We start from the raw sequence: 26603 nt of genomic DNA on the forward strand, positions 1-26603 counted from the left end.
GTTCGCTGGAACTTAAGCGATCACGCCCATGATGTCGGATTCCTTCATGATCAGGAGGTCTTCACCATCGATCTTGACTTCGGTGCCGGACCATTTGCCGAACAGGACGCGATCGCCTGCCTTGACATCCAGCGGGATCAGCTCGCCGCTGTCCTTGCGGGCGCCGGTGCCGACGGCGATGATTTCACCTTCCTGCGGCTTTTCTTTTGCGGTGTCCGGAATGATGATTCCGCCTGCGGTCTTCGCTTCGGAGTCTACGCGGCGAACAACGACACGGTCGTGCAGTGGACGAAATGCCATAAGACTGTTTCCTCTCATGAGCGCGCCCCACGCAATTAGGCAGCGCGCGAGACATGATAATCTGGTTGAACTTCACGGGAGCCCTTTTGTCTCCCGTCACAAATTAGCACTCCCTTAAGGCGAGTGCTAACAGCGCCTTGGATTTATGCATCCGCACGTCCGTTGTCAATGCTTGGTGAGGAGAATTCATGCGCCGAATGGCGCGAAGACCGGCGAAAGTGCCGGTTGAGGTAAAGCCGCGCCACATTGCCTGCAAAAGATGGCGGCAATGTGCAGGGCGACGCCCTGCCGGATCAGTTCGCCGCGGTGACGGAAAAGGGCAGGGTGAAGCCGGCCTGCTTGCCGCCGACAGCGTCGGTGAAGGTGGCTTCCAGCTTGTAGTCGCCGGCGGGCAGACCGCTGAACTGGAAATTGAGAGAGGCGGAGAGTTCCCGCTTTTTCGCGCGGCCGCTGCCGGAGAAGGTTGCGAAATTGCCTTGTTCGGCCAGAACCTGGCCTGAGAGGTTCAGCAGCCGGTAGCTGGCGGTCAGCTCATAGGCATAGCTGTCACCGGTCTGGCGAAAATCGTAGCCGACAGGTTCGGCATAGACGGACAGGGTCTCGCCATCGCTGTAGGCCGAGCTGGCGCGCGGGGTGTATTGCCCGTAGCTCTGGCTGCCGCCATCGGTGAGCGTCACCGTGTCGAACGCAAGATCGGATGCTTCCCACGCCGTGTCATAAGCGGCGCGTGCCTGAAGGAATGTCTGTGAGGGAGCTGAGCCGGTGTCCGACTGGGCCTGTGCGGACAGTATACCTGTCAGTGTTGCGACCATGATGAGAACGGCGGATATGATCCACCGAGATGCAAGTCTTCCAGCCAACAATGTCATCGTTCCCCGCACGCCCTTAAGTCTTGTCTTTTCTTAGCGATTTTGCCGATATAGACAGAATTCGCACATATGACAAGGAAATGCGTGCGATGCGGTAAACGCCGTCGCGTCCGGCTTGCAGAAATTTACCCGTCAAAGCGTCGCGCCGGTGATCTTTGTGGTGCGGAGAAGAAGAATCAGGACATCAGAGGCAGAAGGCTGCGTTCCGTCCAGGACTGCCGCTTGCGGTAGATTGTCGACGGGCTGATCTCCAGCGCGGCGGCGGCCATGGCGATATTGCCGTCGAAGGCGTCGAGCGTATCCTCGATGATCCGCCTCTCCTGGGCCCAGAGCGGTTCGATCGACCCGAAGGGCCGGCTCGGCGCGGCAACGCGGGACCGTTCCCGGGACAGATCGATGATGGCGTTCGGGCGGCTGCTCTGGTCACGGATGACCATCGGCAGCATGTCGAAGGTGATGGCGGCGCCGTCATTCATGACAACCATCTGCCGGATGGTGTTTTCAAGCTGGCGCACGTTGCCCGGCCATGAATAGGAAACGATCCGTGCTTCCGCATCGGCATCGAAGCCCCTGAAGCCGCGCCGTTCTTCCTTCGAATAGCGTTCCAGGAAGGTCTCCGCCAGGGGAAGAATGTCGTCGCGGCGTTCCCGCAGCGGCGGCAGGTGGATCGGCAGCACGTGAAGCCGGTAGTAGAGATCCTCCCGGAAGCGGCCGGCCGATATTTCGGCAACCGGATTGCGGTTGGTCGCGCAGATGATGCGCGCGTCGACCTTGCGCGACTGCGTGTCGCCAAGGCGCTGGAACGTGCCGGTTTGCAGGAAGCGCAGCAGCTTGCTCTGCAGCAGAAGGTCCATCTCGCCGATTTCATCCAGGAACAGCGTTCCGCCGTCGGCCTGTTCCGCGGCACCGGCCCGATTGTCCACCGCTCCGGTAAACGCCCCGCGGACATAGCCGAAGATTTCGCTTTCAATCAAATCCCGCGGAATGGCGGCGCAATTCAGCGTGACGAAGCGGCTCGGCCGGCGGTCCGACAGGTCGTGAACCGCTTTGGCGCACAGTTCCTTGCCCGTCCCGGATTCCCCGGTGATGAAAACCGGCGCCTGCGACGGCGCCATGCGGCTGATCTGGTCGTGAATATCGCGCATTTGCGCCGAGTGACCGATAAGTCGGTTCATCGCCTCGCGCACCGGTTCCTGCGGATTGCTCTGCGGGGCCAGATCGGAATTGACGGAAGCGGGCCGGATATCCTGCGGCTCCGATTGAGCAGGCGCAACGGGCGCGGGAACGGGGCGGCGCTGCTCGAGCTGGAAGGTGATTTTCGATGCAAGCGCGTCCAGCGAGAACGGCTTGGTCAGGAAATCATGCGCTCCGGACCGCATGGCGCTGACGGCGCGCGACACGGATCCTCTTGAAGAGACCGCCAGAATCACCGCCTTCGGGCACCGCACGGCGTAGGCTTCCAGTGCCTCATCGCCGCCGATGGTTTCCAGGTCGATTATGAGTATGTCGGTGGATTTGTCCGCGAGGTCCTGCAGACAGGAGGCTGAGTCCGTATAAAGGATTGGGTCCGTGCAGGAGTGAGACAGTTTCGCACACACTGCGGACGTGCGGGCGGCTTCAGAAGCCGATGCATCCAATACGCGTACAATCACAGGCAGGGCATTGCCTTCTTTACTCCCCATTGCTGGGTAACTCCCATCGCTCGACCGGTCATTCGGAAATCGAAAGATTCGTCAATCTGATAATTCTCCGAACAGGGTAAACAAAGCGTTGTCAGTTCGCGCATTTTGCATTTAGTCGAAAGAGAAAGCGCTAAAGAGGCGAGTTATGCCCACGAATGTGGATTGTGGCTGCCCTGACAGGGTCGCGAGGCTTTGCGGTCAGGGGCCTGATCGCCGATCCTTGGCTTTACATCGAGCCTGCCAGATAGCCGATCAGCAGGCAGACAGCGCCGGATGCCGCCATGGCAGCCGCAACGACTGGCAGGGAAAAGCGCTGCGTCAGCACGGTATCCAGCCTGCCGGGCGCCCCGGAGCGAGGATGTGAAATGGAAAGGTCAGGGGGAGTTTCGTGCGGCACGGAGAAGGGTTTTTGCCGCTCGGTACACTCTGCCGGGCGAAATTCGGGCGCATAACTTCCTTTGGGGATAACGATGCGGACAGGGTCACCCGATCCCGATCCTGAATAATATTTTTCCAGCCTCAGGCGCAGCCGGGCAGCTTCCACGCGAACGATCGGGTCTGTCACCGGATTGAACTCCTCCGGTCGGCCGAGCGCTTCCACGGCGATGGTGTAGCCTTTCAGACTGTCCCGGCCGTGCTTGAGTGTGGCTGTCCCGACAAATCTGAGAAAAGCGCAAAGCTGGGGCGCCGAATGGAATTCCGGACTTTTCAGTGTCCTGGCAAGGGCTCTTCGGATCTGCTGGTCGGAAAGGTTGCTGCCGCCGGATTGCGCTGGCTCGGGACCGGGACGCGTCTCATCCATTGCTGAACTGCCGGAATATAATTTCGCGGAGATGCGGCGCCTGTGTCTTTGTCCCGGCAGTATCCGGGTGCAAACGGCGCCAAATACCTCGGCCGGTATTCTCCATACCGGTCCCCCCTTCTTGTTATTGATAGCCGGAGATTATCTTCCCCTACGTAAGTTTACTGGAGCCGCTGTCGAATGCAAAGCTGAAAAGGCCTTTGGGTTACCGGACAAAGGCTCTGTTACGCAGGGAGACTTGAGACATCAACAGTGGCCGCAACGGCAATTGAATTGCCGAAAATGCGCGGTAGAGCGAGCATAGTAGGGGACAAGTCACGGATTCTACACCGTAAAGCAGTTTGCGGATTCGGAGGCCGTCGTTTCTTAAGGCATGATTAACGGGTAATTTTTGATTCGAGTTGGAATAGTACGCTCCATGGGCCGCACAGGGACCATATTCGTAGCAATCTGCATGGCGGTTATCGCGCTGTCATCGGCAACGGTGCTGGTGTTCCAGTTTGGCCGTCCCTTTGGCGAGGCCGTTTCCCTGTCGCTCGCTCTCATGTGCACCATGATCCTCGTTCATCTGCTGATCGGCCGGGCGCGCGACCGCAGCGCCGTCGGCGAGGCGGTTGACCGTCTGGAAGACCGGATGGCCGACCTCGATGAGGATGTCGGCAATCTGGAAGGCCGGCTGACAGGCATGGAACATGCCGTTCCCCGCCGCACCCGGGCGGAAATCGATCCCCTGTTCGCCGAAGTGGAAGTTCTGGGCACCTTGGTGAAACAGATGGCCGAAGCCATGGCCGATCTGGAAACCAAGGTGGAAGACCAGCAGGCCCTGATGCCGCCGCCAAGGATGCCCAGCCTGCCGGGTTATCCGCAGGGACAGCAGCCCCAGGGACTTCCGCACCAGGGCCACCAGCACCAGAGCCACCAGCATCAGGGTTATCCGGCAGAACCTTATCCGGCGCCGAACGAAAGGCCGGATCAGAGGATGGATCCGCAGCAGGGCTACGGTCAGTTTCCGCCTTCCGCTGACGGCCATGGCGGGCAGACGGGGCACAGTGACATGGCTGAGCTGGACCGCCGCTACGGGGTTCACGCGCCCAGACACCCCGAAGACACGGCGCGTGCGCCCGATGTCCGCGCCGCCGAAACGCACGAACCTGGCCGGCAGTCCGGGGACAGCGCCGTGATGCAGCCGAACCGGCCGGGTCCGGATATGGCCATGCGGGAACTGGTCGCCTCGGCCCTGAATGCCAATCGCGTCGAACTGCATTTGCAGCCCATTGTCTCTCTGCCGCAGCGCCAGGTTAAATACTACGAGGCCTACACCCGCCTTCGCGATTCCGCAGGGAACCTTATCGAAGCCGCCAGGTTCATGCCGTCAGCCGTTCAGTCCGGCCAGATCGCCCGCATCGACAATCTTCTGCTGTTCCGTTCGATCCAGGTCATCCGGCGGCTGACCTCACGCAATCGCAACGCGGTCCTCTTCTGCAATATCTCTTCGCAATCGCTGATCGACGAGACCTTCTTCCCGGGTTTCCTGGAGTTCGTGAAGGCGAACCGCAACTTTGCCGATGCGCTCGTTTTCGAGTTCTCACAGACCGATGTCGCGGACATGGGGCCGATGGAACTGGAAAGCCTGAGTGCGCTTTACGAATCCGGCTTCCGCTTCTCCATCGACCAGATCTCCGACATGAAGATGGACTTCAACTCGCTGGCGGGACGCGGGTTCAAATACGGCAAGCTGCACGCGGACTATCTGATCGGCCGGCGAGAAGCCAAACACGGCCATATCCATCCTTCCGATTTCGGCGATCTTCTGCACCGCTACGGCATGGAGCTGATCACGGATCACGTGGAAACCGAGTCCCAGGTTCTGGAACTGCTCGACTATGACGTGAAGCTTGCCCAGGGTAACCTGTTCTCGCCGCCTCGGCCGGTCAAGGCGGAGGTCCTCCAGGGAACCCCGGCACCGGGACCGCGGAGATCGGCAGCAGGCTGATCAGCCGTTCGGCGCGCCGGCGGCAACAATTCATCCTTTGAAATTCTGAGTGGCTTGCAGCGAAACAAGCTGAGTGCCTGTCACAAAACAGGTTCGATCCCTGACGCTTGCGAGGCTTCACAGCGCTGCGCAGCTTACGGCGAGATGATGTAGGGAAACATATGCGAAGAGGTGCGAGCGGCAGGCAGGGCCCGCCGCCAACACTCTTTAAGCATTTCTCAGCTCTGCTTGGGACCGACCATCACGATGGTCGGTTGCTTTTCCGCCAGCAGACGTTTTGCGACGCGCTGGACGTCTTCCAGCGTGACTGCCTCGATTTCGCTGTTGCGGCGGTCGAAATAGTCGATGCCGAGATCTGCGTTCTGCAGGGCAACCAGCTGACGGGCGATCTTTCCTGAACTGTCGAAGCGCAACGGATAGGATCCGGTGATGAACTGTTTCGCGGAGTTGAGCTCTTCCTCGCTCGGACCTTCCGTGGCCATGCGCCGGAACTGTTCCAGCATGACATCGACGGTCTCGCCGGCGCGGTCGGCCTTGGTGGCCGCGGAGCCGATCAGGAGGCCCGCGTGACGGTAGGGCGAGAGCGACGTGCTGGCGCCGTAGGAAAGGCCGCGTTTTTCGCGCACTTCCTGATACATCCACGAGGTGAAGGTACCGGCACCGAGAATGTGGTTCATCACATAGGCGGCCTGATAGTCCGGATCGTCCCGCTTGATGCCCGGCAGTCCCAACAGGATCGTGGTCTGGGGAACCGGCAGTTCCTGGTAGACCTTCTTGCCGAACTCCGGCTCCAGATCGGGCACCGCGACGAGGTCGCCTGTTTCGGCAAGCGGTGCGAAAACCTCGTCGAGAATCGATTTCAGCCTCTGCGCGTCGATCGCGCCGACGACGCCGATGGTGAGCCCGTTTCGGGCCACAAGTCGTGCGTGCTGGGCGGCGAGGTCGGCAGGAGTGAGGCCGTTGATCGTCTCGTCCGTGCCGAGGGTCGGCCGGGCATAGGGGTGGCTGTCAAACATCGACACGGCGAGCGAGCGGCCGGCAATCGAATCCGGGTCGCTTTCGTTGCGTCTGGCCTGGGCCGACAGCTGGGTCTGCATCCGCTCGACCGCAACGGCATCGAACCGCGGCTCGTTGACCGCCATCGCCAGCAACTGAGCGGCTTCATCGAGTGTCGGGGTGAGCGTCCGCAGACTGCCGTAGAACCTGTCCTTGCCGGTGCTGAAGCTGATGCTGACCGCCAGCTCTTCCATCCGCGCCTGGAATGCTTCGGAATCCAGATCTCCGGCGCCTTCATCCATGGTCGCGGCGAGCAGCCGTGTCAGGCCTTCCTTGCCTTCGGGGTCCTGGGCGGAGCCGCCTTCGAAGGAAAAGTTCAGCGCAATGATGGGCACCGTGTGGTCTTCCACCAGCCAGGCTTCAATTCCCTTTTCGCTGGTCACCTTCTGGATCTCGACGGCATTTGCAGGCTTGGTCAGTCCGAATGTGACGAACAGGGCCATGGCCAGCATGAAAAAGGCAAGGTTCGAAAAAAACAGGTTGGTATCGGATTGCCGGAATTGGGTTGTCTTGGTCATGGATCAGGACTTGCCTTTGAGGGGAGTGGTTTCGGTCAGGGCGGCTGCCGGTTCTTCCGGCGCCATGCGCAGTTCTCCGACAACCGGCAGCGCCGTCAGGTGGGCGCGGGCGGCATCGAGCACATCCTGCGGCGTCACGGCCGTGACCTGCGACGGCCAGCTCTGAACGTCCTCGATTGTCTGGCCCGTCGCCAGCGCCCCGCCGAAGAGACGGGCGAGCCCCGACTGGCTGTCCTGTGCGTAGATCGCGCTCGCGATCATGCTGTTCTTGGCGCGTTCAACCTCTGCTTCGCTCACACCTGTTTCCAGAAGCTGCTGAATTTCGGCGGCAATGAGCTCTTCCAGTTCCTCCAGTGTGTGACCTGGGCGCGGAGTGGCGTAAACGCCGAACCGGCCGTCATCCAGTGCGCTGCTCTGGTAGTAGGCTCCGGCATTGATGGCCGCTTGCTGTTCAAGCACGAGGGACTTGTGCAAACGGCTCGAAGGCCCTTCTCCCAGAATATAGGCGAGCACATCGAGCGCTTCCGGCAGATGGCCGGCGCCCGTGTTGCGGCTCGGAACAACCCAGGCTTCCGAAATGGATTCCTGCCGCACCCGTGCATCGGAGACCGTGATGCGCCGCTCGCCGGAAAGAGGCGGTTCGGCGGGGCGTACACGCGCCCCGGGTTCCGCCCGCCTGGCAACCTTGCCGTAGGTGTCCTCGGCCAGCTTGCGCACCTCGTCGATATCGACATCGCCGGCTATGACCAGCACCGCATTGTTGGGCGTGTAGAAGCGGTCATAGAACGCGATCGCGGACTCCTTGTTCAGCGCTTCGATCTCGCTCTGCCAGCCGATGACCGGGGAACCGTAGGGGTGATTGACGAAGGTGATGGCGTTCAGCGCCTCACGCAGCCGCGAGCCGGGATCGCTGTCGACCCGCATGCGCCGCTCCTCGAGAACCACATCGCGCTCCGGAGACACGACCGCGTCGCTCAGCACGAGGTTCTCCATCCGGTCGGCTTCCAGTTCCATCATCAGTGGCAGGTGCTGTTTCGCGACTCGCTGGAAATAAGCCGTGTAATCGGTGCTGGTGAAGGCGTTTTCCTGGCCGCCCCGCTCGGAGACGATCTTTGAAAATTCACCGTTCGGATGTTTCGTCGTTCCCTTGAACATCAGATGTTCCAGGAAATGTGCGACGCCGGACTGGCCTTCCGGCTCATCGGCAGAACCGACCTTGTACCAGATCATGTGCGTCACCACCGGTGCCCGGCGGTCCGGAATGACAACGACCTGAAGCCCGTTGTCCAGGGTGAAGCTCTCCAGATTGGGGGCAATCACCATCTCGCCGGCCGAAACGATCTCGGCGCGCACCGTATCCGCGGGCAGCAAGGACGCGGTCCCGAACACCAGCACCGGCAGCAACAGCAGACCGGCAGATTGTTTCAGCCGATAGCGCAGGGACGGGCGGTTCTTCTTGATGGGCAGGTTCACGTGCAACTCCCGTTTTGGGTCTTTATCTGAGTATTTTCTCGTCCGCGAAGTCGGTGGGTCCGAATTTCCTGTCTGCACAGGGACGCTTGTCCAAAGGGCCAAATGCAAAAAAACCTCCGGGCTCTCTCTTCCATATAGGAAGCGGCGCCCGAAGGTCTCATTACAATTTCGTCATGCAGGGCCGAAGCGTCAGTTGCAGTATTCGGTCTCGCCTTCCAGGCACCTCGGGTCAAGCGGTGTGGAATCGTAGATATCGCGATTGCCCGCACGCTTGCTCTTTTTCACCACTTCGGGCATCGGAGCGTCCGGCGAAGGAGTGCTGTAGCCTGTCGGCGGTTCGGTCAGGAATTTGCGTGAAGCAAGGCCGTTCTGGTCAACCCCGGCCTGTTGCGCTTTCAGCTTCTGCAGGCGCTCCCACTCCGCACGCTGTTCGGCGCGGGTCAGCTTGCTGCCTTCCGTGATATCGCCGTCACGGCGGTCGGCTTCCACATCGCGCGGCTGGCCGGTCACGCCGGTGATCTTGAAACCGCGCATCTGCGCAGGCGTCAGGGGATCGCTGTTCATACTGCCCGACTTGCCCGAACTGGCAAAGACTTCCTGGATCTCGGTAAGCTGTGCGTTTTCACGCTGCTTCGGCCAGTTGGCGGAATTGACGCCGGCGACATTCGTCTCCGGTTCCGGAAGTGTGGCTGTCTCGGAAGGCATCGCCAACGGCGCGCGCGGCTTGTAGTCGATCGGCTTTTCATTCGGATCGACGGCGCCGAGACCCTTCATCACCGAATTGACGAGGGCAATATCCGGTGCCTGGCTTGTTCCGTCCGCGGCCTGACAGGCGGCCAGTCCGGCGAGTATCGCCAGCACCGCAGATTTCTTCACCAAAGCAAAACTCGTCCGCAGCACGGCAGACTCCCCGATTTCTCGCTCACATACCGGCAGCGTTCTGCCCGCAATCCATTAATCCTGCCATAAACCGCTATTTTGCGGCTGAATTAGGACCGTTCCGGAAACTGTCATACAGGAGACCGGCGACACCCGCAACGATCCACACATCGGCGAGGTTGAACACGTACCAGGAAAAGCTGCCGACGTGGAGATGCACGAAGTCGACGACCGCGCCGAAAGCCATTCGGTCAATGCCGTTGCCGAGGGCGCCGCCTATGATCAGCGCCAGGGCGAGGGCCACCAGTCTGGTCTGGCAGCGGGTGGACCAGATCCACAGCCCCACCGTGACAATTATGGTCAGCCCGGCGAGCAGCCAGCGACCCAGATCGCTGTGCTGCTGAAACAGGCCGTAGGAGATGCCCCTGTTCCAGACCAGTACGATGTCGAGGACAGGCAGAAGCCGTACCGGCCCGGATTCGGCGAGGCCAAACCCGTAGACAAGCCAGAGCTTCGTTGCCTGATCCAGAACGAGCCCGGTCAGCGCGACCAGCAGGACGAGCCGACTGAAACGGCCCCAGAGAAGGGGCCGCTTCGGCTGTTTTTCAGATGTCTCGTGAGAAACGTTCATGGTTGTCCGCTGGTTTGCCGCCTCATGCAGCGGCATGCGCCGCGTCCCACTCCCGCAGCGCTTCCGCATCGCGCAGGGTCACGTCCGGATAGTCCGGATCCGACCCGACTTCCGGCAGGATCTTCCAGGACCGGGCGCATTTACGCCCCTCTGCCAGAGCCGGAACGACGGCAACGTCCTTTGTGTCGTCCAATGTGAACGCGTCTTCGGGAGCAGGCTCGGCGGAAAGCGTCAACTGGCTGGTGATGGCGATATCCGCCATGTCCCTGCCTTCCAGAGCGGCCATCAGCTCCGGATCGGTGACATGCACGACCGGGTGGGCTTCCAGCGACGAGCCGATGCGTTTTTCCCGGCGTTCGATTTCCAGCGCTCCGGTGATCACCCGGCGCACGGTCTTGATCTTTGCCCATTTGGCCGCAAGCGCATCGTCTCTCCACTCTCCCGGCACGACCGGGAACTGTTCCAGATGGACGCAGCTTTCTTCCCCGTACCGGGAGGTCCAGGTCTCATCCATGGTGAACGGCAGCATCGGCGCGAGCCAGGTGACCAGGCTGTCGAAAATCTTGCCGATGACGAAGAGCGATGCCTTCCTGCGCACGGAAGACGCCGGGTCACAGTAAAGCGCGTCCTTGCGGATATCGAAATAGAACGCCGACAGTTCAAGCGTCATGAAGCTGAAGAGCTGATGGAAGATCTTCTTGTAGTCGAATTCCCGATAGGCTTCGCGGACCATCGCATCGAGCTCCACCAGCCGGTGCAGCATCAGCCGTTCCAGTTCGGGCATGTCGGCGTAGGCAACTTCTTCGCCGGACGCGTGGGCAAGCGAGCCGAGCATCCAGCGGAGCGTGTTGCGCAGCTTGCGATAGCTGTCGACATTGGTCTTGATGATCTCCTGACCGAGGCGCTGGTCTTCCCAGTAATCGGTCGAGGCCACCCAAAGGCGCAGGATATCGGCGCCATATTGCTTGATGATGTCCTGCGGAAACACCTGGTTGCCGAGCGACTTGGACATCTTGCGTCCGTCTTCGGCCATGGTGAAGCCGTGGGTCAGCACCGCATCATAAGGCGCATGGCCTCTGGTGCCGCAGCTCTCCAGCAGCGACGAGTGGAACCAGCCGCGGTGCTGGTCGGAGCCTTCCAGGTAGAGCACGTAGTCTTTGCCGCCCTCGGGCTTGCGCCTGGGGGCAAGGTCTTCGCGCTGTTCCAGCACAAAGGCATGGGTCGAGCCGGAATCGAACCACACATCCAGGATGTCGGTGACCATGTCCCAGTCTGCGGCAGAATAGTCGTTACCGAGGAAACGCTCCTTCGCACCGTCTGCGAACCAGGCATCCGCGCCTTCGCTTGCGATCGCATCGTGAACACGGGCGTTCACGGCTTCGTCCTTCAGGATCTCGCCGTTTTCCTTGTGGATGAAGACGGTGATCGGCACGCCCCAGGCGCGCTGGCGCGACAGCACCCAGTCCGGACGGTTCTCGATCATCGAGCGCAGGCGTTTCTGGCCGCTGCCCGGAACGAAGCGCGTCTCGTCGATGGCCGTCAATGCGCGGGTCCGCAGCGTGTCGCCTTCACTGCTCAGCGCCTTGTCCATATGGACGAACCATTGCGGCGTGTTGCGGAAGATCACCGGTTTTTTCGAGCGCCATGAATGCGGATAGGAATGGCTGAGGCGGCCGAGGCCGATCAGGTTGCCGCTTTCCTTCAGCTTCTCGATCACTGCCTTGTTGGCCTTGCCCTTCTCACCCTTGTGGGTGATGACTTCAAAGCCCTCGAAACCCGGCGCGTCCTTCGTATAGAACCCGTCGTCGGCAACCGTGAACGGGATTGCCGTGTTGATGCCGCGCGCTTCCAGTTCGGCGCGGTTGTCCATCCAGATTTCAAAGTCATCCGTGCCGTGGCCCGGCGCCGTGTGCACGAAGCCCGTACCGGCGTCGTCCGTGACGTGATCGCCGTTCAGCAGCGGAATGTCGAACTCGTAGCCGCCAAGATCCAGAGCTGCGAAAGGATGGGCGCAGGTCAGCGCCGCCAGCTCATCCGCGGAGACGCCGCGCAAGCGGTTGAAGTCGGTGATCCGCGCGTTCTTGAAGACATCGTCGGCAAGCGCGTCGGCCAGGATCAGCTTGTCGCCCTGCTGGACCCAGTTGTCGTCCGGCAGGCCTTCCTGCGTCACCTCGTAGAGGCTGTAGGCGATGCGCGAGGAATAGCTGATGGCCCGGTTGCCGGGGATGGTCCAGGGCGTGGTCGTCCAGATGACCACGGCGGCTTCCAGAAGTTCTTCAACGGCCGCGTCGTCGCTGCCGCCTGCTGTCACCACAGGGAACTTCACCCAGATCATGTCGGACTTGTAGTCCTGGTACTCGATCTCCGCTTCCGCGAGGGCGGTCTTTTCGACGACCGACCACATGACCGGCTTGGAGCCGCGATAAAGCTGGCCGGACATGGCGAACTTCATCAGTTCGCGCGCGATGACGGCCTCGCTCTCGAAGCGCATGGTCAGGTAGGGATTGTCCCAGTCGCCCTCGATGCCGAGCCGCTTGAACTCCTTGCGCTGGACATCGACCCAATGCTCGGCGAATTCACGGCATTCCTTGCGGAACTCGTTGATCGGCACCTCGTCCTTGTTCTTGCCCTTGGCGCGATATTGTTCCTCGATCTTCCATTCGATCGGCAGGCCATGGCAGTCCCAGCCCGGAACATAGTTGCTCTCGTAGCCCATCATCTGCATGGACCGCGTCACGATGTCCTTCAGCGTCTTGTTGAGGGCGTGGCCGATATGGATATTGCCGTTGGCGTAGGGGGGGCCGTCATGCAGGATGAACTTGTCGCGGCCCTTGCCCTGTTCGCGCAGCTTTTTGTAGATTTCCTGCTTTTCCCAGCGGGCCAGGATTTCCGGCTCCTTCTTGGGAAGGCCCGCCCGCATGGGAAACTCGGTCTGCGGCAGGTTGAGCGTTTGTGAATAGTCGCGTTTGTCTGTTTCGGTCATCGTCAATTCGATCCGGTCGTCCGGGCGCAGTGCCCGTGAACTGTCTGCGGATAAGTGCCGGCCTGAACACAGGCGGCATCGTGAAACTGGAGGGTCCCGGTCCCTGGCGCCGCGCAGGCCGCGTCAGCCGAAGGCCGGGCAGGTAATTCGCGAGACCGCGGTCACCCTTGGTACGGTGACTATGAGAGCTTTTTTCTGCATGGCATGGGACATAGCAGCACTTCGTCCGCGAATAAAGATGTTAGCGGAGCGCAAAACGGCTTTGTCTGCCGGATCGGGACGGCTCCGGATCGCCTTCAGCCCGCTGCGGCGGATTTCACTTTCCGCTCCCTGTAGGTGATGTACAGCCCGCTGCCGACGATGAGGGCGATGCCCAGCCACGTCGGCCCGTCCGGAAAATCCGAAAACACCAGATAGCCGAACAGGGTTGCGCTGACGATCTCTATATATTGCAGCGGCGCCAGCAGGCTGGCGCTGCCGCGCTGGAATGCGGCAACGACCAGCCCGTGAGCCGCGAAGGAGATCAGCCCGATCAGGGCAAGAAAACCCGTCTGGCCGCCGGAGGGCATCACGAATGTCATGTCCTCAAATCCGGCGACGTTCGCGGCCAGCAGCGCGGCACCCAGCAGCAGCGAGCCGGACAGGCCGGCGCTGAACTGAATTGTCAGAAGACCGTCGGTGACCGGATAGAGCCGGTTCAACAGCAGATAGAAGGAAAACAGAAACGCCGTCGCGACCGGCAGCAGGCTGACGAGCCCGATTTCGGCGAGATTGGGCCGCAGGATGATGATGGCCCCGGCGAGGCCGACCAGGATGGCGGCGATCCGCCGGATGCCGACCTGTTCTTTCAGGATCAGGGCCGCAAGAATGGTCAGCACCATCGGTTCGACGAAGAAGATCGAGATCGCGGTGGCAACGGACATGAATTTCACGGCGGTGAAAAAACACAGGGATGCCGCGGCCAGAAAAATGCCGCGCAGATAGTTGATGAGCGGATGATGTCCGCGAAGTCCCGTGACCCGCCCGGTCACGGCAGCCAGGACCAGACAGATCAGAAACTGGAAGAAAAACCGGCCGAAGGTCACTTCAAGCGGAGGCAGGTCCGCCGACAGGTACTTGGCGATGATGTCCATCACCGGAACGATCAGCATCGCCGAACTCATAAGTGCGATGGCCAGAAGCGGGTTCTGGTCCATGTGCACGGAGGAGGCGGGCCGCGTCACGCAGAAACGTCCAGCAGTCTGGTATCGATTTCGGATAGGGGCCGAAGCGAACCGAGGGCCGCACGGGCTTCAGCGCTGTCCTGATCCATCTGGACGATCAGCGCTTCGGCACTGTCGAACTTCTCCTCGCCGCGCAGGTAGGACACCAGATGAACCCGGAGCGTCTGACCATACAGATCGCCGGAAAAATCGAACAGGTGCACTTCGAACACCGCCGCGCCATTGTCGAAGGTCGGCCGGCGGCCGAAGCTGGCGACACCGTCATGCCAGCGCCCGCCGGCCTCGACCTTGACCGCGTAAATGCCGTGCTTGAGCGGGCAGTCTTCCGCAAGCACGAGATTGGCCGTCGGATAGCCGAGGTCCCGGCCGCGTTTGTCGCCCTGCCGAACCTGCGCCTCGAAAAACCAGCGATACCCCAGAAGACCGTTTGCCTGCGCCACGTCGCCATGTGCGAGACTGTCGCGGATGCGGGTGGATGAAATGATTTCCGCTCCTTCGTCTTCTTCACGCTGGACGATGGTGACGCCGAACCCATGAGTCGCGCCGGCTGTACGCAGGAAATCGGGTGTGCCCTGCCGCGCGCGGCCGAAATGAAAATCATAGCCCGTGACCGCATGCGAGATGCCGAGCGTATCGATCAGGATGTCCTGAACAAAGGCATTCGCCTCGATCCCGGCAAACTCCTTCGTGAAGGGCAGGATCAGGACGCCTTCCAGACCGCACACGCGCAGCATCTCTATCTTGAGATCGCGCGGTGTCAGGCGGAAAACCGGCTTCGACGGATTGAAGACTGTCCGCGGATGCGGCTCGAAACTCATGGCATAGACCGGATGGTGCGTCCCGTGTCCAAGGCCGAGGGCTGCGTCGAGCACAGCCCGGTGGCCCCTGTGCACGCCATCGAAATTGCCGATCGCGACGATGCCGCCTTTCAGTTCCTCCGGAAAGCTGTCCAGATTGTCGACAACCAGAAATTTGGAGGAATCATACTGGCTCATGCAGCAAACCTTCGCGCAACATGCCGGGCGCAAGCCGGGCGGGATCAGCAGGGCAAACGCGTTTGAGTGAGTGACACGCTCGCGCTGGCGTGGAACCTGCCGTCAAGAAAAGCAAAGGTCAAGGTCGGCCGTGCCGTCCCGGCTTCAGGAACCGGGTTGGTTCGGTTCCGCATCGCGGCTTGGAACTTTCACGAGCGCTTCTCCCTCGAGCACCACCGTGTCGCCGACGCTGCATATGCACGAAAGCCTGGCCCGGTTCCCCCGCTCCGTCAGTTCCTCCACCGTGACGACGACCTTGACGTCGTCGCCGATTTTTACCGGGGCTTTGAAGTTCAGCGTCTGGGACAGGTAGATCGCACCCGGTCCGGGAAGGCGTGTGCCGAGCACGGCCGAGATCAGGCTGGCGGTATAAAGCCCGTGCGCGATGCGAGTCTTGAAGGGTGTTCTGGCTGCAAAATGTTCCGAAAGGTGAATCGGGTTGCGGTCCCCCGATACTTCCGCGAAGCCCACGACATCAGAAGAACTGACATGTTTAACCAGTTCTTCGCTCATCCCGGTTTTCAGGTCTTCGAAACAGAGTTTTTGTAGTTCCAGCATCGCGATTTCCGCCCTGATCAGTCATTTTCAAGCAATGCGAACGCTAGGCACCGCAAGGTTTTCTGGCAATTGTGCTTTGGGTGAAGAAAAAAGTGCTTGTTATTAACGGTCTTTTCAGGTGCTGCCGTTACATTGCGTTGAGTGTGGGGAGGTGAGGACACAAATGAATGTGTCTCTCTCCTTCAAAAGTCATAACGCGTTTACACCGGCCACGGCCAGGGTCCGCGCAAATTGACATTATGGAGTAGACAATGGCCCTTGATCTTCAGATGCCGGTCCTCGTGGTCGATGACTACAAAACGATGATTCGCATTATTCGGAACCTTTTGAAGCAACTTGGTTTCGAGGACATCGACGACGCTGCGGACGGCACCGAAGCTTTGGAAAAAATGAAACAGCGCCGTTACGGCCTGGTGATTTCGGACTGGAACATGGAACCGATGACCGGTTACGAACTGCTCAAGCAGGTTCGTTCCGACAGCGGTCTCAGCAAAACACCATTCATCATGGTGACAGCCGAATCCAAAACGGAAAACGTCATCGCCGCCAAGAAGGCAGGCGTTAACAACTATATCGTGAAGCCATTCAATGCGCAGACTTTGAAGGGCAAGATCGAGGCCGTCTTCTCTGAATAAATTCTTGCGCTCGGCGGAGAAAGGCCCCTGGCCGCATCTCCGCCAATGCAGGACGGATGTTCCAGATCAGCGCGGTTCCGCCGGGCAGGCGGATCGGGTGAGTTTTGGTGTTTCCGAAAGGTAATAGCGAGGCTGGCCTACAGTTCCGCGTGTCGGGAGGATACATTCAAAATGGAAAGGCTGGACCTCATGGCCAACATGAAACAGGAAAACGTCGCACGCATTATCGATTTCTTGCAAGAAAACAAGAATCGAGAAGGTGAAGTTTCCCTGACCGACGTCATGCATCTTGCCGAGGTGATGTCGGGGTCGATGTTCGACTTTCTTTCGACTGTGCAGCCTGCTGTAACAGAAGAGCTGACGGCGATCGCCAGACAGATCACATGCATGAAGGAGGAAATCTCCCAATTGCGTGCAAACGACATGAAAACCAACAAGATCCCCGATGCGGGCCGCGAGTTGGATGCCATTGTCGAGGCGACGGAAACCGCCACCAACACGATCATGGAAACGGCCGAAGAAATCATGGGCGCCGACACCAGTGATCCCGAGGCCTACCAGGAACTGGTCAGCAACAAGATGATCAGCATTTTCGAGGCCTGCACGTTCCAGGACATCACCGGTCAGCGGATCTCGAAGGTTATCGAGACACTTCGCTTCATCGATGAACGGGTGTCGTCATTCATCTCGCATCTGCGCATCCCGGAAGACCTGGAAGCTGCCATCGAGGAGAGCGACGAGGAACGCCGCAAGCGTGAGCTGATCCTGCACGGACCGCAGCATGTCGGCGAAGGAGTTTCCCAGGACGATATCGACGCCCTGCTCGGAGACGCGCAGTCCGATATCGACAAGCTTTTCGACTGAACCCCGGTCCGATAAAATTCTCAAGTTTCAAAGGCTGCCGAGGCAGCCTTTTTCATGTCTGGTCACCACTGCAGACGCGGCAGGACGGCGCGGGCGCGCAGTCCTTCCTCGGTCAGGCGGCTGCGGATCAGATGCTCCTCCGGAAAGTCGCTCGGGCCGAAGTCTGACGCGTGGATGCCGGCTGTGATGAACAGGACATCGATATCCTGGGACACAGCGCCGCGGATATCCGTCGGCAGGCCGTCGCCGATCGCCAGCACGTCCTCCTTGCGGATATTTTCCACCCCGAGCGTCTCGAAACGCTTCATGGCTGCCTGGTAGATCGGTGCATGCGGCTTGCCCAGAATGGTGACCTCGCCGCCCAGATCCTCGTAAAGACGCGCCAGGGCGCCCGCGCACCAGACCAGCCGGTCGCCGCGTTCCACGACGATGTCCGGATTGGCGCAGATCATGGGCAGTTTGCGGTCGGCCAGTTTCTGCAGGCGATCGCGGTAGTCGTCGGGCGTTTCGGTCTCGTCGTCGGCCAGACCCGTGCAGCTGATCGCCTCGGCTTCTTCGTCGTTGGAAGTGAAGGTCGCCTCAAGGTCCCGGTATAGCGGCTGGTCCCGGTCCGGACCGATATGCAACAGGGTCTTGCGGCCCTGTGCAATCAGAACATCCCTGGTAACGTCCCCGGAGGAGATGATGCTGTCATAGGTCTGCTCCGGGACACCCATGGAAGCGAGCATCTCGCCCACCTGCTTGGCCGGCCGCGGCGCGTTGGTGATCAGCACGACCTTGCCGCCGGTTTCCTCGCGGTAGGTCTGAAGGGCCTTGTGTGCCTCCTCGAAGGCCGTCACACCATTGTGCAGAACGCCCCAGACATCACATAAGATGCCCTTGTAAGAGGGCGCGAGGGCGCGAAGCCCGTCAGTCAGTAGTGGTGCAGAAGCGGTCATGGAGGGTCACCCGGATCACGAAAGGTCTGATAAGCTTTGCAAAGAATCGAAGCAAACTCGGCGCGGACCATATAGGAACATGCCGCAGTGCGAAACCGAGTAGAGAGAGTTTCATGCAGGTCAGGCAACTTGGCGAACAGGTGATCAACCAGATTGCCGCCGGCGAGGTGATCGAGCGTCCCGCCAGCGTGATCAAGGAACTGGTTGAAAACGCCGTGGATGCCGGGGCGTCGAACATCGAAATCGTCACCGCTGCCGGGGGCAAGACCCTGATGCGGGTGTCGGACGATGGCGAAGGCATGCGTCGGGACGACCTGAATCTGGCGATCCGGCGCCATTGCACTTCGAAAATCTCCGACGACGACCTTTTCGACATCCGCACGCTCGGCTTTCGCGGCGAAGCGCTGCCCTCCATCGGGTCGGTGGCGCGTCTGGCCATCCAGACCCGTCACCGGGAGGAAGACCACGCCTGGGCGATTGCCGTAGAAGGCGGCAGGCAACAGCCGGTCACCCCTGCCGCGCGCACCAGGGGCACGCAGGTTGAGGTCCGGGACCTATTCTTTGCAACGCCCGCGAGATTGAAATTCCTGAAATCTGACCGGGCCGAAGCCTCCGCGATCACCGAAATCGTCAAGCGCATCGCCCTTGCTTATCCGCAGATAGGATTTGCGCTGTCCGGTGCCGACCGCCAGACGCTCAACTGGCCGGCGGCCCGCGGCGGCGAGCCGCATCTGGCGCGGATCGCGCAGATCCTCGGGCAGGATTTCGTCGACAACGCCATGGATATCGACGCAGAGCGCGAAGGGATTCGCCTGACCGGCTTCGCCGGCCTGCCGACCCACCATCGCGGCAATGCCCAGCATCAGTTCTTCTATGTCAACGGCCGCCCCGTGAAGGACAAGCTGCTTTTGTCCGGTCTGCGGGGCGCCTATGCCGATGTTCTGGCGCGCGACCGGCATCCGGTGGTCGTGCTGTTCCTGGACCTCGATCCGGTGCAGGTGGATGTGAACGTGCACCCTGCCAAGGCGGATGTCCGCTTCCGGGATTCCCAGCTTGTGCGCGGACTGCTGGTGGGATCCATCAAGCACAGTCTTGTTCAGGCCGGGCACCGTTCGTCCACGTCGAATGCCGCCGTTGCACTCGATGCTCTGCGGACACATGCGCCGGGAAGCGGGCCGGGCGCCGCATACGGGCGACCCGCCGCTACCCCGCGTTGGGACCCGGAGGTTTTCCGTCCGGTCGACGCCGCGGTCGCCTCTGTGTCAGGATTTGCCGAACAGCCTCAGGAACGCTTCGCGGGCCCCGGCGGGTTCGACGCCTTTGGCGCACCATCGGCGGATGCCCGCGCGCATGAGGTTCCGGTCGAAAGCGAAAAAACCCGGCTACCGCTAGGTGCGGCGCGTGCCCAGGTGCATGAAACATATATCATCGCCCAGACCGGTGACGGGGTTGTCATCGTCGACCAGCATGCGGCGCACGAACGGCTCGTCTACGAGCGCCTGAAGGAAGCGCTGGCGAAGAAGGAGGTCGCCCGGCAGATCCTCCTTATTCCTGAAATCGTGGAGTTGCCGGAAGAAGACGCCGCCCGGCTGGCGGAGCGGGCCGAGGATCTGGAGAAGGTCGGGCTTAGTCTGGAAGCTTTCGGTCCGGGCGCGATCGCCGTCAGGGAGACACCCGCGATCCTGGGCGACATGGATATCCAGGGGATGGTTCGCAATCTGGCTGACGAGCTTGCCGAGTGGGATACGGCCGATGGCCTGAAGGAAAAGCTGGATCATGTTGCCGCCACCATGGCCTGCCACGGATCGGTGCGCGCCGGCCGCCGCATGCGCCCGGAGGAAATGGATGCCCTGCTGCGGGATATGGAGGCGACCCCGCTTTCCGGCCAGTGCAACCACGGACGACCCACATGGGTGGAACTGAAACTGACGGACATCGAGAAGCTGTTCGGACGAAAGTAAAGTTCGGCGTGATCGGCTGCGGATTTTGCGCCGTAGGATTGCCGGACGATCATTATCAGGAGACCGGGATGTTGGCAGACGCATCGTCTGAAAAACGAAGCAGGCGTGTGTGGAAGGCCCTTGCCAGATTGGCGGTCATCCTCGCCATCGCCTACGTGATGGCCGCCGGATACATGTATCTCAATCAGCGCAGCTTTGTTTTCGTACCTTCCGGTGATCTTTCCGCACCTGCGGAAAAAGGGCTGGAAACCGTTGCCGTTGAAACGGTCGCAATGGCAGACGGGACGAAAGTGGCCGTCTGGAGCGCGGAACCGGCACGCGAAGGCGCACCGACAGTGCTCTATTTTCACGGAAATTCCGGCAATGTTTCAACCAGGTGGGAGCGTTTCAGACAGATCCTCGACAGCGGCTTCGGGCTCTATGCGCCCAGCTACCGGGGCTATGCGGGCAGTGAGGGAAGTCCATCGGAAGCAGCGTTCGTATCAGATGGGCTGGAGCACTTCGACCGGCTGTCGGCCTCGGGTGCGCCAATCGTGCTTCACGGTGAAAGCCTGGGAACCGGTGTCGCGACAGCGGTCGCCGAACAGCGCCCGAAGGCCAGACTTCTGGTGCTGGAGGCGCCTTACACGGCGCTCGTCGATCTGGCGTATGAGAACTATTCCTGGCTGCCGGTGAGCCTTTTGATGAAGGACCCCATGCCGACACGCGAGCGCATAGAAAACGTTGCCGCGCCGCTGTTGATCGTTCATGGCACGAATGATGGGCTCATTTCCGTCGAGCACGGCAAACGATTGTTCGAACGGGCCACTGATCCGAAACGCCTCTTCATCGTTGAAGGGGCCGGTCATGGAAACCTGTGGGGCAACGGTCTGTGGCCCGCCGTTCTGGAAACCTGGCGGCAGATGCAGTGATGGCCACTTGTTGTTGAGAGGGCCGGGCATACTGACGCCGCTGCTGCGGTGCCACACCAGTCATTAAGAACCCCGGACCGCTGGGCCCGGGGCTCTTGTATTGAGAAATCGCGAAAGCTCAGAACGTCCGCTGGACGCGGAAGGTCCCGTAGAGTTCGTAGGTATCGTCGAGGCCGGACGACTGGCTGAAGTCCAGGTCGCGGTACTGCAGTTCCGGACCCATGACGAAGCCGGAAACCGGTTCCCAGACCACGTTGGCTGTCGCATCCCACTGAGTGAAATCATAGGCGTTGGTGCCGCCTTCCACACTGTGGTAGCCACCTTCGAGATTGGCTTCGATGGTGTCGGTCAGGCCCAGGTTGACGCCGCCGAAGACATTCCAGGTCTTGGTGGTGTCGGTCCCCGTTCCTGTGAAGACGGCATCGGTGATCCGGCTGTTCCATCCGGTTGAGCCATAGCCGCCGGCACCGTCCGTATAAACACCCTGAACGGCAATGCTGCCGCCATTGGCCAGGCCGCTGAACTTGAATTCCACGCCGCCGCCGACGGCCCAGCCGAGTTCATCACCGCCGCCGCCAGTGACGCCGTTATAGGTTCCATCCGGATAGACCTGATGCAGTGCGCCCATGACCTGGGCTGCGCCCCAACCCTGCGTGAGGCCGACCGCGGCAACGAAGTCCGGCATGCGTGTGCCGCCGTAGTCTTCCGTGCCGCCGTTCAGGCCGATGCTGGTCTCGCGCGACGAGCGGTCCTCGATTGCGACTGTTGCATTGAAACCGTGACCGAAAGCGAACGTATAGGCAGCCTGATTGACCTTCTGGTCGCTGTAGCTCTCGATCTGTGCGTTAAACGCATAGCCGGTGAAGAAGTCGAAGTTCGAGCCATTCCGGCCGGCCAGCAGACCGCCCCACTGGATATAGGCCTTGTCCACCGTGAAGGACGAGTTGTCGTCGTTGGTGGCCGTGCCATACATCTCGATAAAGGTGCGCAGCGTGCCGTATTCGGTCGCGGTGCGGGAATCGAGGTAGAGGTAACCGCGCGAACGCAGCTGAATGGCGTCGGAATCGCGGTCACCCCAGGAGTTTTCAGCTTCGCCGAAGTTTCTGAAACGTGTGTCGAAGCGAACGCGGCCGCCGACGCGCAGGCAGGTTTCGGTGCCGGGGATGTAGTAGAAGCGGGCGCCATAGGCATCGCAGATGCGGACATAATCGACAGGCTCCGGAGCTACTGGCAGATCAGCAGCCTGAGCCGGGTTGGCCGCCGCCACGAAACCGGCGAGTGCGCCAAGAACAGCAATACGAGTCATTTGATACTCCGAAAAGAATGCGGACTTGATCCTCACCTGGAAACATGGGTCCGTATAGGGCGATTTGGATAGCGCACCGGTCACAAATGTCGTCGGGCAGGACGTTTGATTCACTGTGTTGCTTATGTGTCACGAGGAAACTTAACGCTGCGTCATGCACGTGTGCAAGTCCGGGTGAAGGCCTATCGGGGTTGTCGCTTTGCCTGAAAGAATGTTTTCAACAAAACACCGGAGCGGGTTTCGCCGATCCCCGCATAAACGTCCGGGGCGTGATGGCAGGTCGGCTGACTGAAGAATCTGGTGCCGTGATCGACGGCCCCGCCTTTTTCATCGCCGGCGCCGTAATAAAGACGCCGGATGCGCGCGAAGGAAATCGCCCCTGCACACATCGGGCATGGTTCAAGCGTCACGTAGAGATCGCAATCCGGCAGGCGCTGGGATCCAAGCTCGGCGCAGGCTGCGCGCAGGACCAGGATTTCCGCATGGGCGGTCGGATCGTTGAGCTCAAGCGTCCGGTTGCCGTCCCGGGCAAGGACTCTGTCCCCCTGAACGACAACAGCTCCGACAGGCACTTCACCCCTGGCGGCAGCCTTTTCCGCCTCGCCCAGGGCCAGGTCCATGAAGGACCTCTGGCGCTCATCGGTTTGCGCGCCGGTCATGAGTTTTCGGTTCTGATGGAGGCAATCGGGGTCATATGAATTTGTTTACGGTATGGACTCATAAATGAAGATGAAATGGTTTCACCCCGTGTCGTCAGCGTGCTTGACCGGGCATGAAGTCCGCTCCGCGCAAGCTTCCTGACGGGATTTCCCATTTCCGATGCCATTTCGTCTTTATTTATGAGTTTACACCCTAGTTGGAATTATGCGCTCCGTCAGCCCCGGTTGCGAAATTTTGGCCCGGATAACGGGCAGGTTCCGGGTCGGAAAATGCTCCATCTTGACCATTGCTTAAAACAAGCGATTTCCGAAAGGCCCAAGCTCTGCTATGACGCGCGCATGACGACAAGAAAAACACCCCCCAGGCGCCCGGCCGCAGCAAAAGGTCAGGGGCGCGACAAGCGCGCATCGGAAAAACGCCGCCCGGCAGCCAAAGATGCGCCGAAAAATGTGCCGAAAGCGGTGCCGGTAGTCGCCCCCCGTGTCTCCGGTGATGCCGCGGACCGCGGCGAACGGATCGCCAAGGTCATGGCGCGCGCCGGTCTGTGTTCCCGCCGGGAGGCGGAAACCTGGATCGAGAACGGCAGGGTCGAACTGAACGGCAAGGCGCTGACGACGCCTGCGATCACGGTGACCCCGAACGACAAGGTGGTCGTGGACGGAAAACTGTTGCCGACACGGGAGCGCACGCGCCTTTGGCTTTATCACAAGCCGCGCGGCCTCGTGACGACCAACAAGGACCCCGAAGGCCGGCCCACGGTTTTCGACAGACTGCCGGCGGAACTGCCGCGTGTGCTGACCGTCGGCCGTCTCGACATCAACACGGAAGGTTTGCTGCTCCTGACCAATGACGGCGGGTTGGCGCGCGTGCTGGAGCTGCCGTCGACCGGCTGGCTGCGGCGCTACCGGGTACGCGCCTTCGGCAAGGTGACGCAGGCCGATCTGGACGGATTGAAGGATGGCATTGCCATCGAGGGGGCTCTCTACGGCGCCATCGAGGCGACGCTGGACAAGGAGCAGGGCGGCAACAGCTGGATGACCGTGGGGCTGCGCGAAGGCAAGAACCGCGAAGTCAAACGGGTTCTGGAGCATCTCGGCCTGACAGTGAACCGTCTGATCCGCCTGTCCTACGGTCCGTTCCAGTTGATGGACCTTCCGGAAGGCGATGTTCGCGAGATCCGGGGTCGGGTCCTGCGCGACCAGCTTGGCGACACTCTGGCGGAAGAAGCCGGTGCGGATTTCGATGCGCCGCTCTACCATACGCCCAAGCCGGAAGCGGAGAAGAAAGCCTCCGGACCCCGCCAAAAATCCGGCCGCTCCGGCGAAGGGCAGTCGGGCGAGCGCCGCGAGGGCGGGCAGGGCAAATGGATGACGGCCCGCGAGGGCAAGTCCGTGACCGATCGCCACAAGGCAACGAAGTCGAAGCGGTCGGACGCTGCCGGTGCTGATCGGGATAAGGATCGCAAGCCCGGCAACCGCAAGCCGTCCGGGCCGAAAAAGGAAAAGGTTTCGCCGCGTAGCCGTTTCCGCATGACGTCGGACGCCAAACCCCGCAAGGACTTCGGCGAGCAACGCTTCAATGCACCGCAGCGCAAGATCTGGGGTGACGATGGCCTGGTGGAAGACAAGCATCAGGAAAGCCGCAGCGAAGCTGAAAAACGTGCCCGCAGCGGCCCGCCGAAAGGCGGCAGGGGACCGAGGGGTGGGGGCCGTTCGTGAGAATTGTCGCCGGACGTTTCAAGGGCGCGGCACTTGCCGCGCCGAAATCGCAGGCGACCCGCCCGACAAGCGACCGGCTGCGCGAAACGATCTTCAACATTCTCGCCCACGGTCTCGACGTCGAGCTTGACGGCATCCGGGTTCTGGATCTTTTTGCCGGCACCGGCGCGCTTGGCTTCGAGGCGATCAGCCGCGGCGCGCGTCATTGCACCTTCATTGAGGAGGGCACGCAGGCGCGCGGCGTGATCCGTGCCAATATGGAAAACCTCGGCCTGAACGGCGCTGCGAAGATTTTCCGCCGTGACGCCGTCCGCCTCGGCAGTGCCGGTAACATCGAACCGTTCGATCTGCTGTTCGCCGATCCTCCCTATGACAAGGGGCTTGGCGAAAAGGCCCTTGCCTCGGCCGCGGCCGGTGGTTGGCTAAAGCCGGGCGCCATATGCGTTCTGGAAGAGCGTGCGTCCGCCGCGATCGAGATCCCCGAAGGCTTCACCGAACGCGACCGGCGGCAGGCCGGTGACAGCCAGGTGGTTTTTCTTGGCTACAGTCCGGGAATGTAATCAAACAGGTTCTTGTTTGTAGAAGTTGGTATCAGGCGCCGCCCGGCATCATGATATAGACGGTCTTGCGTATAGGCAGTCCTGCACGGCTGACGATCAGCTTTGGAGTGTCGGCCCGGACGATTTCGTAACCGGCCTCTGTTGCCCGGCCCGTGAAGCTCTGCAGGGCGCCGGCAAAATGAAAATGCATCGGGATCACCATCGCCGGGCCGACGCTTTCAAGAACCTCCATCAGGCTTTCCAGTCGTAGCGTCGAGGAATTGTCGATAGCGGCAAAGACGATGTCGATCTGCCCGAGCCGTGTCAGGTCCTCCTGGGTCAGCCTGTGATGCAGATGACCCAGATGGGCAATGCACAGATCCGCCACCTCGAAGATGAAAATCGAATTGCCGAGCCGCCGGCTCTCTCCGTCCCAGCCGCGAATGTTGGTCTGGATATTGCGGATGCGGACATCCTGGACGGTCAGGTCATGGTCTATCGGACCGCCCTGCGGGTTCCAGCCGTAGAGAAGATGTTCGATGTCGGGTGACGGATTGATCGCATAATGCGTGCTGTGGGCACCGTTCATGGTCGCAACGGTCGGCGGCAGAAACGGCCGGATGCTGTCGTTGTAGTCCGTCGCGATCCGGACGCCCATCGGCGTTTCCAGCTCAAAGGTGGAATGGCCGATGTACCGGATCTGCACTTCGTCGGCTGCAAGGGCTGCTTGCCACACGCGGGCTTCTCCAGGCGCCGGGCTCCTGTAGGGCGCGTCCGCAATCAGCTGGCAGACGGCGTAGGCAGGTCCCGGCAGCACCAGGCCGGCCAAGATCGTGAAGAGGCAGGCTGCCAGCCGCGTCAGACGTCGCAGATGCCGGTCAGGTACAATACGTTCAAGAACAGCTGAAGCCATGGGTCACCATCCGAAGGTCAGTGTGTCCCTTTAAGTGTAGCGGGCGGATTTCCTGGGGCAAGTAACTTCGAGGTTGATATTAGGCCACACCCTAAGCCGCCAAGGCAGGCAAACGGCTCGTCAGGGAACCAAACGGACAAAGAAAAAGGCAACCGGC

23 protein-coding genes are annotated in these 26603 nt (G+C 60.9%); 7 read left to right on the top strand and 16 right to left on the bottom strand.

Annotated features, from left to right (window positions below; genetic code table 11):
* Positions 1-12 precede the first annotated feature (12 nt).
* The 4 genes from groES to Q1B40_RS05090 form a co-directional block, all read right to left on the bottom strand.
* Positions 13-300, bottom strand: a complete 288-nt coding sequence (gene groES / locus Q1B40_RS05075; protein ID WP_068407444.1) for a co-chaperone GroES — start codon at positions 298-300, stop codon at positions 13-15.
* A gap of 293 nt (positions 301-593) precedes the next feature.
* Positions 594-1112: a hypothetical protein gene (locus Q1B40_RS05080; RefSeq protein WP_299810951.1), complete on the bottom strand. Its 519-nt coding sequence runs from the start codon at positions 1110-1112 to the stop codon at positions 594-596.
* A 233-nt stretch (positions 1113-1345) separates the two neighbouring features.
* A complete protein-coding gene (locus Q1B40_RS05085; RefSeq protein WP_299810954.1) occupies positions 1346-2851 on the bottom strand; it encodes a sigma-54 dependent transcriptional regulator in 1506 nt (501 codons plus the stop codon).
* Positions 2852-3077: 226 nt separating this feature from the next.
* On the bottom strand, positions 3078-3653 hold the full coding sequence (locus tag Q1B40_RS05090; protein WP_299810956.1) for a hypothetical protein: 576 nt from the start codon (positions 3651-3653) through the stop codon (positions 3078-3080).
* A gap of 454 nt (positions 3654-4107) precedes the next feature.
* Here Q1B40_RS05090 and Q1B40_RS05095 point away from each other — a divergent pair, with 454 nt between their 5' ends.
* Entirely contained in the window at positions 4108-5646 is a 1539-nt protein-coding gene (locus Q1B40_RS05095; protein WP_299810958.1) for an EAL domain-containing protein, read from the top strand.
* 218 nt (positions 5647-5864) lie between these two features.
* Here Q1B40_RS05095 and Q1B40_RS05100 read toward each other — a convergent pair whose 3' ends face one another.
* The 8 genes from Q1B40_RS05100 to Q1B40_RS05135 form a co-directional block, all read right to left on the bottom strand.
* Positions 5865-7220, bottom strand: coding sequence for a pitrilysin family protein (locus tag Q1B40_RS05100; protein ID WP_299810961.1), 1356 nt, complete (start codon positions 7218-7220; stop codon positions 5865-5867).
* 3 nt (positions 7221-7223) lie between these two features.
* Positions 7224-8543: a pitrilysin family protein gene (locus Q1B40_RS05105; protein WP_299812537.1), complete on the bottom strand. Its 1320-nt coding sequence runs from the start codon at positions 8541-8543 to the stop codon at positions 7224-7226.
* A 339-nt stretch (positions 8544-8882) separates the two neighbouring features.
* Entirely contained in the window at positions 8883-9593 is a 711-nt protein-coding gene (locus tag Q1B40_RS05110) for a hypothetical protein (protein WP_299810964.1), read from the bottom strand.
* A gap of 73 nt (positions 9594-9666) precedes the next feature.
* On the bottom strand, positions 9667-10239 hold the full coding sequence (gene lspA / locus Q1B40_RS05115; RefSeq protein WP_299810967.1) for a signal peptidase II: 573 nt from the start codon (positions 10237-10239) through the stop codon (positions 9667-9669).
* Complete coding sequence (ileS, locus tag Q1B40_RS05120) at positions 10226-13186, bottom strand: isoleucine--tRNA ligase (protein WP_299810971.1); 2961 nt, start codon at positions 13184-13186, stop codon at positions 10226-10228. Before ileS ends, lspA begins: the two co-directional genes overlap by 14 nt.
* A gap of 296 nt (positions 13187-13482) precedes the next feature.
* Positions 13483-14409 carry a DMT family transporter gene (locus tag Q1B40_RS05125; protein WP_299810974.1) on the bottom strand — a complete coding sequence of 309 codons (927 nt, stop codon included), beginning with the start codon at positions 14407-14409 and terminating at the stop codon, positions 13483-13485.
* Positions 14406-15404 (bottom strand): bifunctional riboflavin kinase/FAD synthetase, encoded by a 999-nt coding sequence (locus Q1B40_RS05130; RefSeq protein ID WP_299810977.1) that lies wholly within the window; start codon positions 15402-15404, stop codon positions 14406-14408. Before Q1B40_RS05130 ends, Q1B40_RS05125 begins: the two co-directional genes overlap by 4 nt.
* 144 nt (positions 15405-15548) lie before the next feature.
* Positions 15549-16001, bottom strand: a complete 453-nt coding sequence (locus Q1B40_RS05135) for a MaoC family dehydratase (RefSeq protein ID WP_299810980.1) — start codon at positions 15999-16001, stop codon at positions 15549-15551.
* Between the two features lie 251 nt (positions 16002-16252).
* Between Q1B40_RS05135 and Q1B40_RS05140 the strand changes: the two genes are divergently transcribed.
* Together Q1B40_RS05140 and Q1B40_RS05145 are read left to right on the top strand one after the other, a co-directional pair.
* Positions 16253-16636, top strand: coding sequence for a response regulator (locus Q1B40_RS05140; RefSeq protein WP_029063701.1), 384 nt, complete (start codon positions 16253-16255; stop codon positions 16634-16636).
* Between the two features lie 171 nt (positions 16637-16807).
* The gene (locus Q1B40_RS05145; protein ID WP_299810983.1) at positions 16808-17500 is read left to right on the top strand and encodes a protein phosphatase CheZ; all 693 of its coding nucleotides are present in this window, start codon (positions 16808-16810) and stop codon (positions 17498-17500) included.
* Between the two features lie 62 nt (positions 17501-17562).
* Here Q1B40_RS05145 and Q1B40_RS05150 read toward each other — a convergent pair whose 3' ends face one another.
* Positions 17563-18438, bottom strand: coding sequence for a TIGR01459 family HAD-type hydrolase (locus tag Q1B40_RS05150; RefSeq protein WP_299810986.1), 876 nt, complete (start codon positions 18436-18438; stop codon positions 17563-17565).
* A 113-nt stretch (positions 18439-18551) separates the two neighbouring features.
* Between Q1B40_RS05150 and mutL the strand changes: the two genes are divergently transcribed.
* Both mutL and Q1B40_RS05160 read left to right on the top strand, forming a co-directional pair.
* Positions 18552-20399 carry a DNA mismatch repair endonuclease MutL gene (gene mutL / locus Q1B40_RS05155; RefSeq protein ID WP_299810989.1) on the top strand — a complete coding sequence of 616 codons (1848 nt, stop codon included), beginning with the start codon at positions 18552-18554 and terminating at the stop codon, positions 20397-20399.
* Between the two features lie 68 nt (positions 20400-20467).
* Positions 20468-21310, top strand: coding sequence for an alpha/beta hydrolase (locus Q1B40_RS05160; protein WP_299810992.1), 843 nt, complete (start codon positions 20468-20470; stop codon positions 21308-21310).
* A 118-nt stretch (positions 21311-21428) separates the two neighbouring features.
* Here the strand turns inward: Q1B40_RS05160 and Q1B40_RS05165 are convergent, their stop codons facing one another.
* Together Q1B40_RS05165 and Q1B40_RS05170 are read right to left on the bottom strand one after the other, a co-directional pair.
* Positions 21429-22616: a porin gene (locus tag Q1B40_RS05165; RefSeq protein ID WP_299810994.1), complete on the bottom strand. Its 1188-nt coding sequence runs from the start codon at positions 22614-22616 to the stop codon at positions 21429-21431.
* 182 nt (positions 22617-22798) lie between these two features.
* Positions 22799-23275, bottom strand: a complete 477-nt coding sequence (locus Q1B40_RS05170) for a nucleoside deaminase (RefSeq protein WP_299810997.1) — start codon at positions 23273-23275, stop codon at positions 22799-22801.
* A gap of 339 nt (positions 23276-23614) precedes the next feature.
* Here Q1B40_RS05170 and Q1B40_RS05175 point away from each other — a divergent pair, with 339 nt between their 5' ends.
* Entirely contained in the window at positions 23615-24994 is a 1380-nt protein-coding gene (locus tag Q1B40_RS05175; protein ID WP_367279108.1) for a pseudouridine synthase, read from the top strand.
* On the top strand, positions 24991-25554 hold the full coding sequence (gene rsmD / locus Q1B40_RS05180) for a 16S rRNA (guanine(966)-N(2))-methyltransferase RsmD (protein WP_299811000.1): 564 nt from the start codon (positions 24991-24993) through the stop codon (positions 25552-25554). Before Q1B40_RS05175 ends, rsmD begins: the two co-directional genes overlap by 4 nt.
* A 31-nt stretch (positions 25555-25585) precedes the next feature.
* Here the strand turns inward: rsmD and Q1B40_RS05185 are convergent, their stop codons facing one another.
* Positions 25586-26446, bottom strand: coding sequence for an MBL fold metallo-hydrolase (locus Q1B40_RS05185; protein ID WP_299811002.1), 861 nt, complete (start codon positions 26444-26446; stop codon positions 25586-25588).
* Between the last annotated feature and the right edge of the window lie 157 nt (positions 26447-26603).

This window comes from uncultured Roseibium sp., assembly GCF_947496995.1.
Lineage (GTDB): Bacteria > Pseudomonadota > Alphaproteobacteria > Rhizobiales > Stappiaceae > Roseibium.

Excerpts from the sequence above, each read along its gene's own strand:
- Q1B40_RS05175 (WP_367279108.1), top strand. The coding sequence starts at position 23,615 with ATGACGACAAGAAAAACACCCCCCAGGCGCCCGGCCGCAGCAAAAGGT.
- groES (WP_068407444.1), bottom strand. The coding sequence starts at position 300 with ATGGCATTTCGTCCACTGCACGACCGTGTCGTTGTTCGCCGCGTAGAC.
- mutL (WP_299810989.1), top strand. The coding sequence starts at position 18,552 with ATGCAGGTCAGGCAACTTGGCGAACAGGTGATCAACCAGATTGCCGCC.
- lspA (WP_299810967.1), bottom strand. The coding sequence starts at position 10,239 with ATGCCGCTGCATGAGGCGGCAAACCAGCGGACAACCATGAACGTTTCT.
- Q1B40_RS05135 (WP_299810980.1), bottom strand. The coding sequence starts at position 16,001 with ATGCTGGAACTACAAAAACTCTGTTTCGAAGACCTGAAAACCGGGATG.
- Q1B40_RS05100 (WP_299810961.1), bottom strand. The coding sequence starts at position 7,220 with ATGACCAAGACAACCCAATTCCGGCAATCCGATACCAACCTGTTTTTT.
- Q1B40_RS05165 (WP_299810994.1), bottom strand. The coding sequence starts at position 22,616 with ATGACTCGTATTGCTGTTCTTGGCGCACTCGCCGGTTTCGTGGCGGCG.
- Q1B40_RS05095 (WP_299810958.1), top strand. The coding sequence starts at position 4,108 with ATGGCGGTTATCGCGCTGTCATCGGCAACGGTGCTGGTGTTCCAGTTT.
- Q1B40_RS05090 (WP_299810956.1), bottom strand. The coding sequence starts at position 3,653 with ATGGATGAGACGCGTCCCGGTCCCGAGCCAGCGCAATCCGGCGGCAGC.
- Q1B40_RS05080 (WP_299810951.1), bottom strand. The coding sequence starts at position 1,112 with ATGGTCGCAACACTGACAGGTATACTGTCCGCACAGGCCCAGTCGGAC.
- Q1B40_RS05130 (WP_299810977.1), bottom strand. The coding sequence starts at position 15,404 with ATGAGCCAGTATGATTCCTCCAAATTTCTGGTTGTCGACAATCTGGAC.
- Q1B40_RS05140 (WP_029063701.1), top strand. The coding sequence starts at position 16,253 with ATGGCCCTTGATCTTCAGATGCCGGTCCTCGTGGTCGATGACTACAAA.
- Q1B40_RS05105 (WP_299812537.1), bottom strand. The coding sequence starts at position 8,543 with ATGGTGATTGCCCCCAATCTGGAGAGCTTCACCCTGGACAACGGGCTT.
- Q1B40_RS05185 (WP_299811002.1), bottom strand. The coding sequence starts at position 26,446 with ATGGCTTCAGCTGTTCTTGAACGTATTGTACCTGACCGGCATCTGCGA.
- Q1B40_RS05085 (WP_299810954.1), bottom strand. The coding sequence starts at position 2,851 with ATGGGGAGTAAAGAAGGCAATGCCCTGCCTGTGATTGTACGCGTATTG.
- Q1B40_RS05160 (WP_299810992.1), top strand. The coding sequence starts at position 20,468 with ATGTTGGCAGACGCATCGTCTGAAAAACGAAGCAGGCGTGTGTGGAAG.
- ileS (WP_299810971.1), bottom strand. The coding sequence starts at position 13,186 with ATGACCGAAACAGACAAACGCGACTATTCACAAACGCTCAACCTGCCG.
- Q1B40_RS05150 (WP_299810986.1), bottom strand. The coding sequence starts at position 18,438 with ATGACCGCTTCTGCACCACTACTGACTGACGGGCTTCGCGCCCTCGCG.
- Q1B40_RS05170 (WP_299810997.1), bottom strand. The coding sequence starts at position 23,275 with ATGACCGGCGCGCAAACCGATGAGCGCCAGAGGTCCTTCATGGACCTG.
- Q1B40_RS05145 (WP_299810983.1), top strand. The coding sequence starts at position 16,808 with ATGGAAAGGCTGGACCTCATGGCCAACATGAAACAGGAAAACGTCGCA.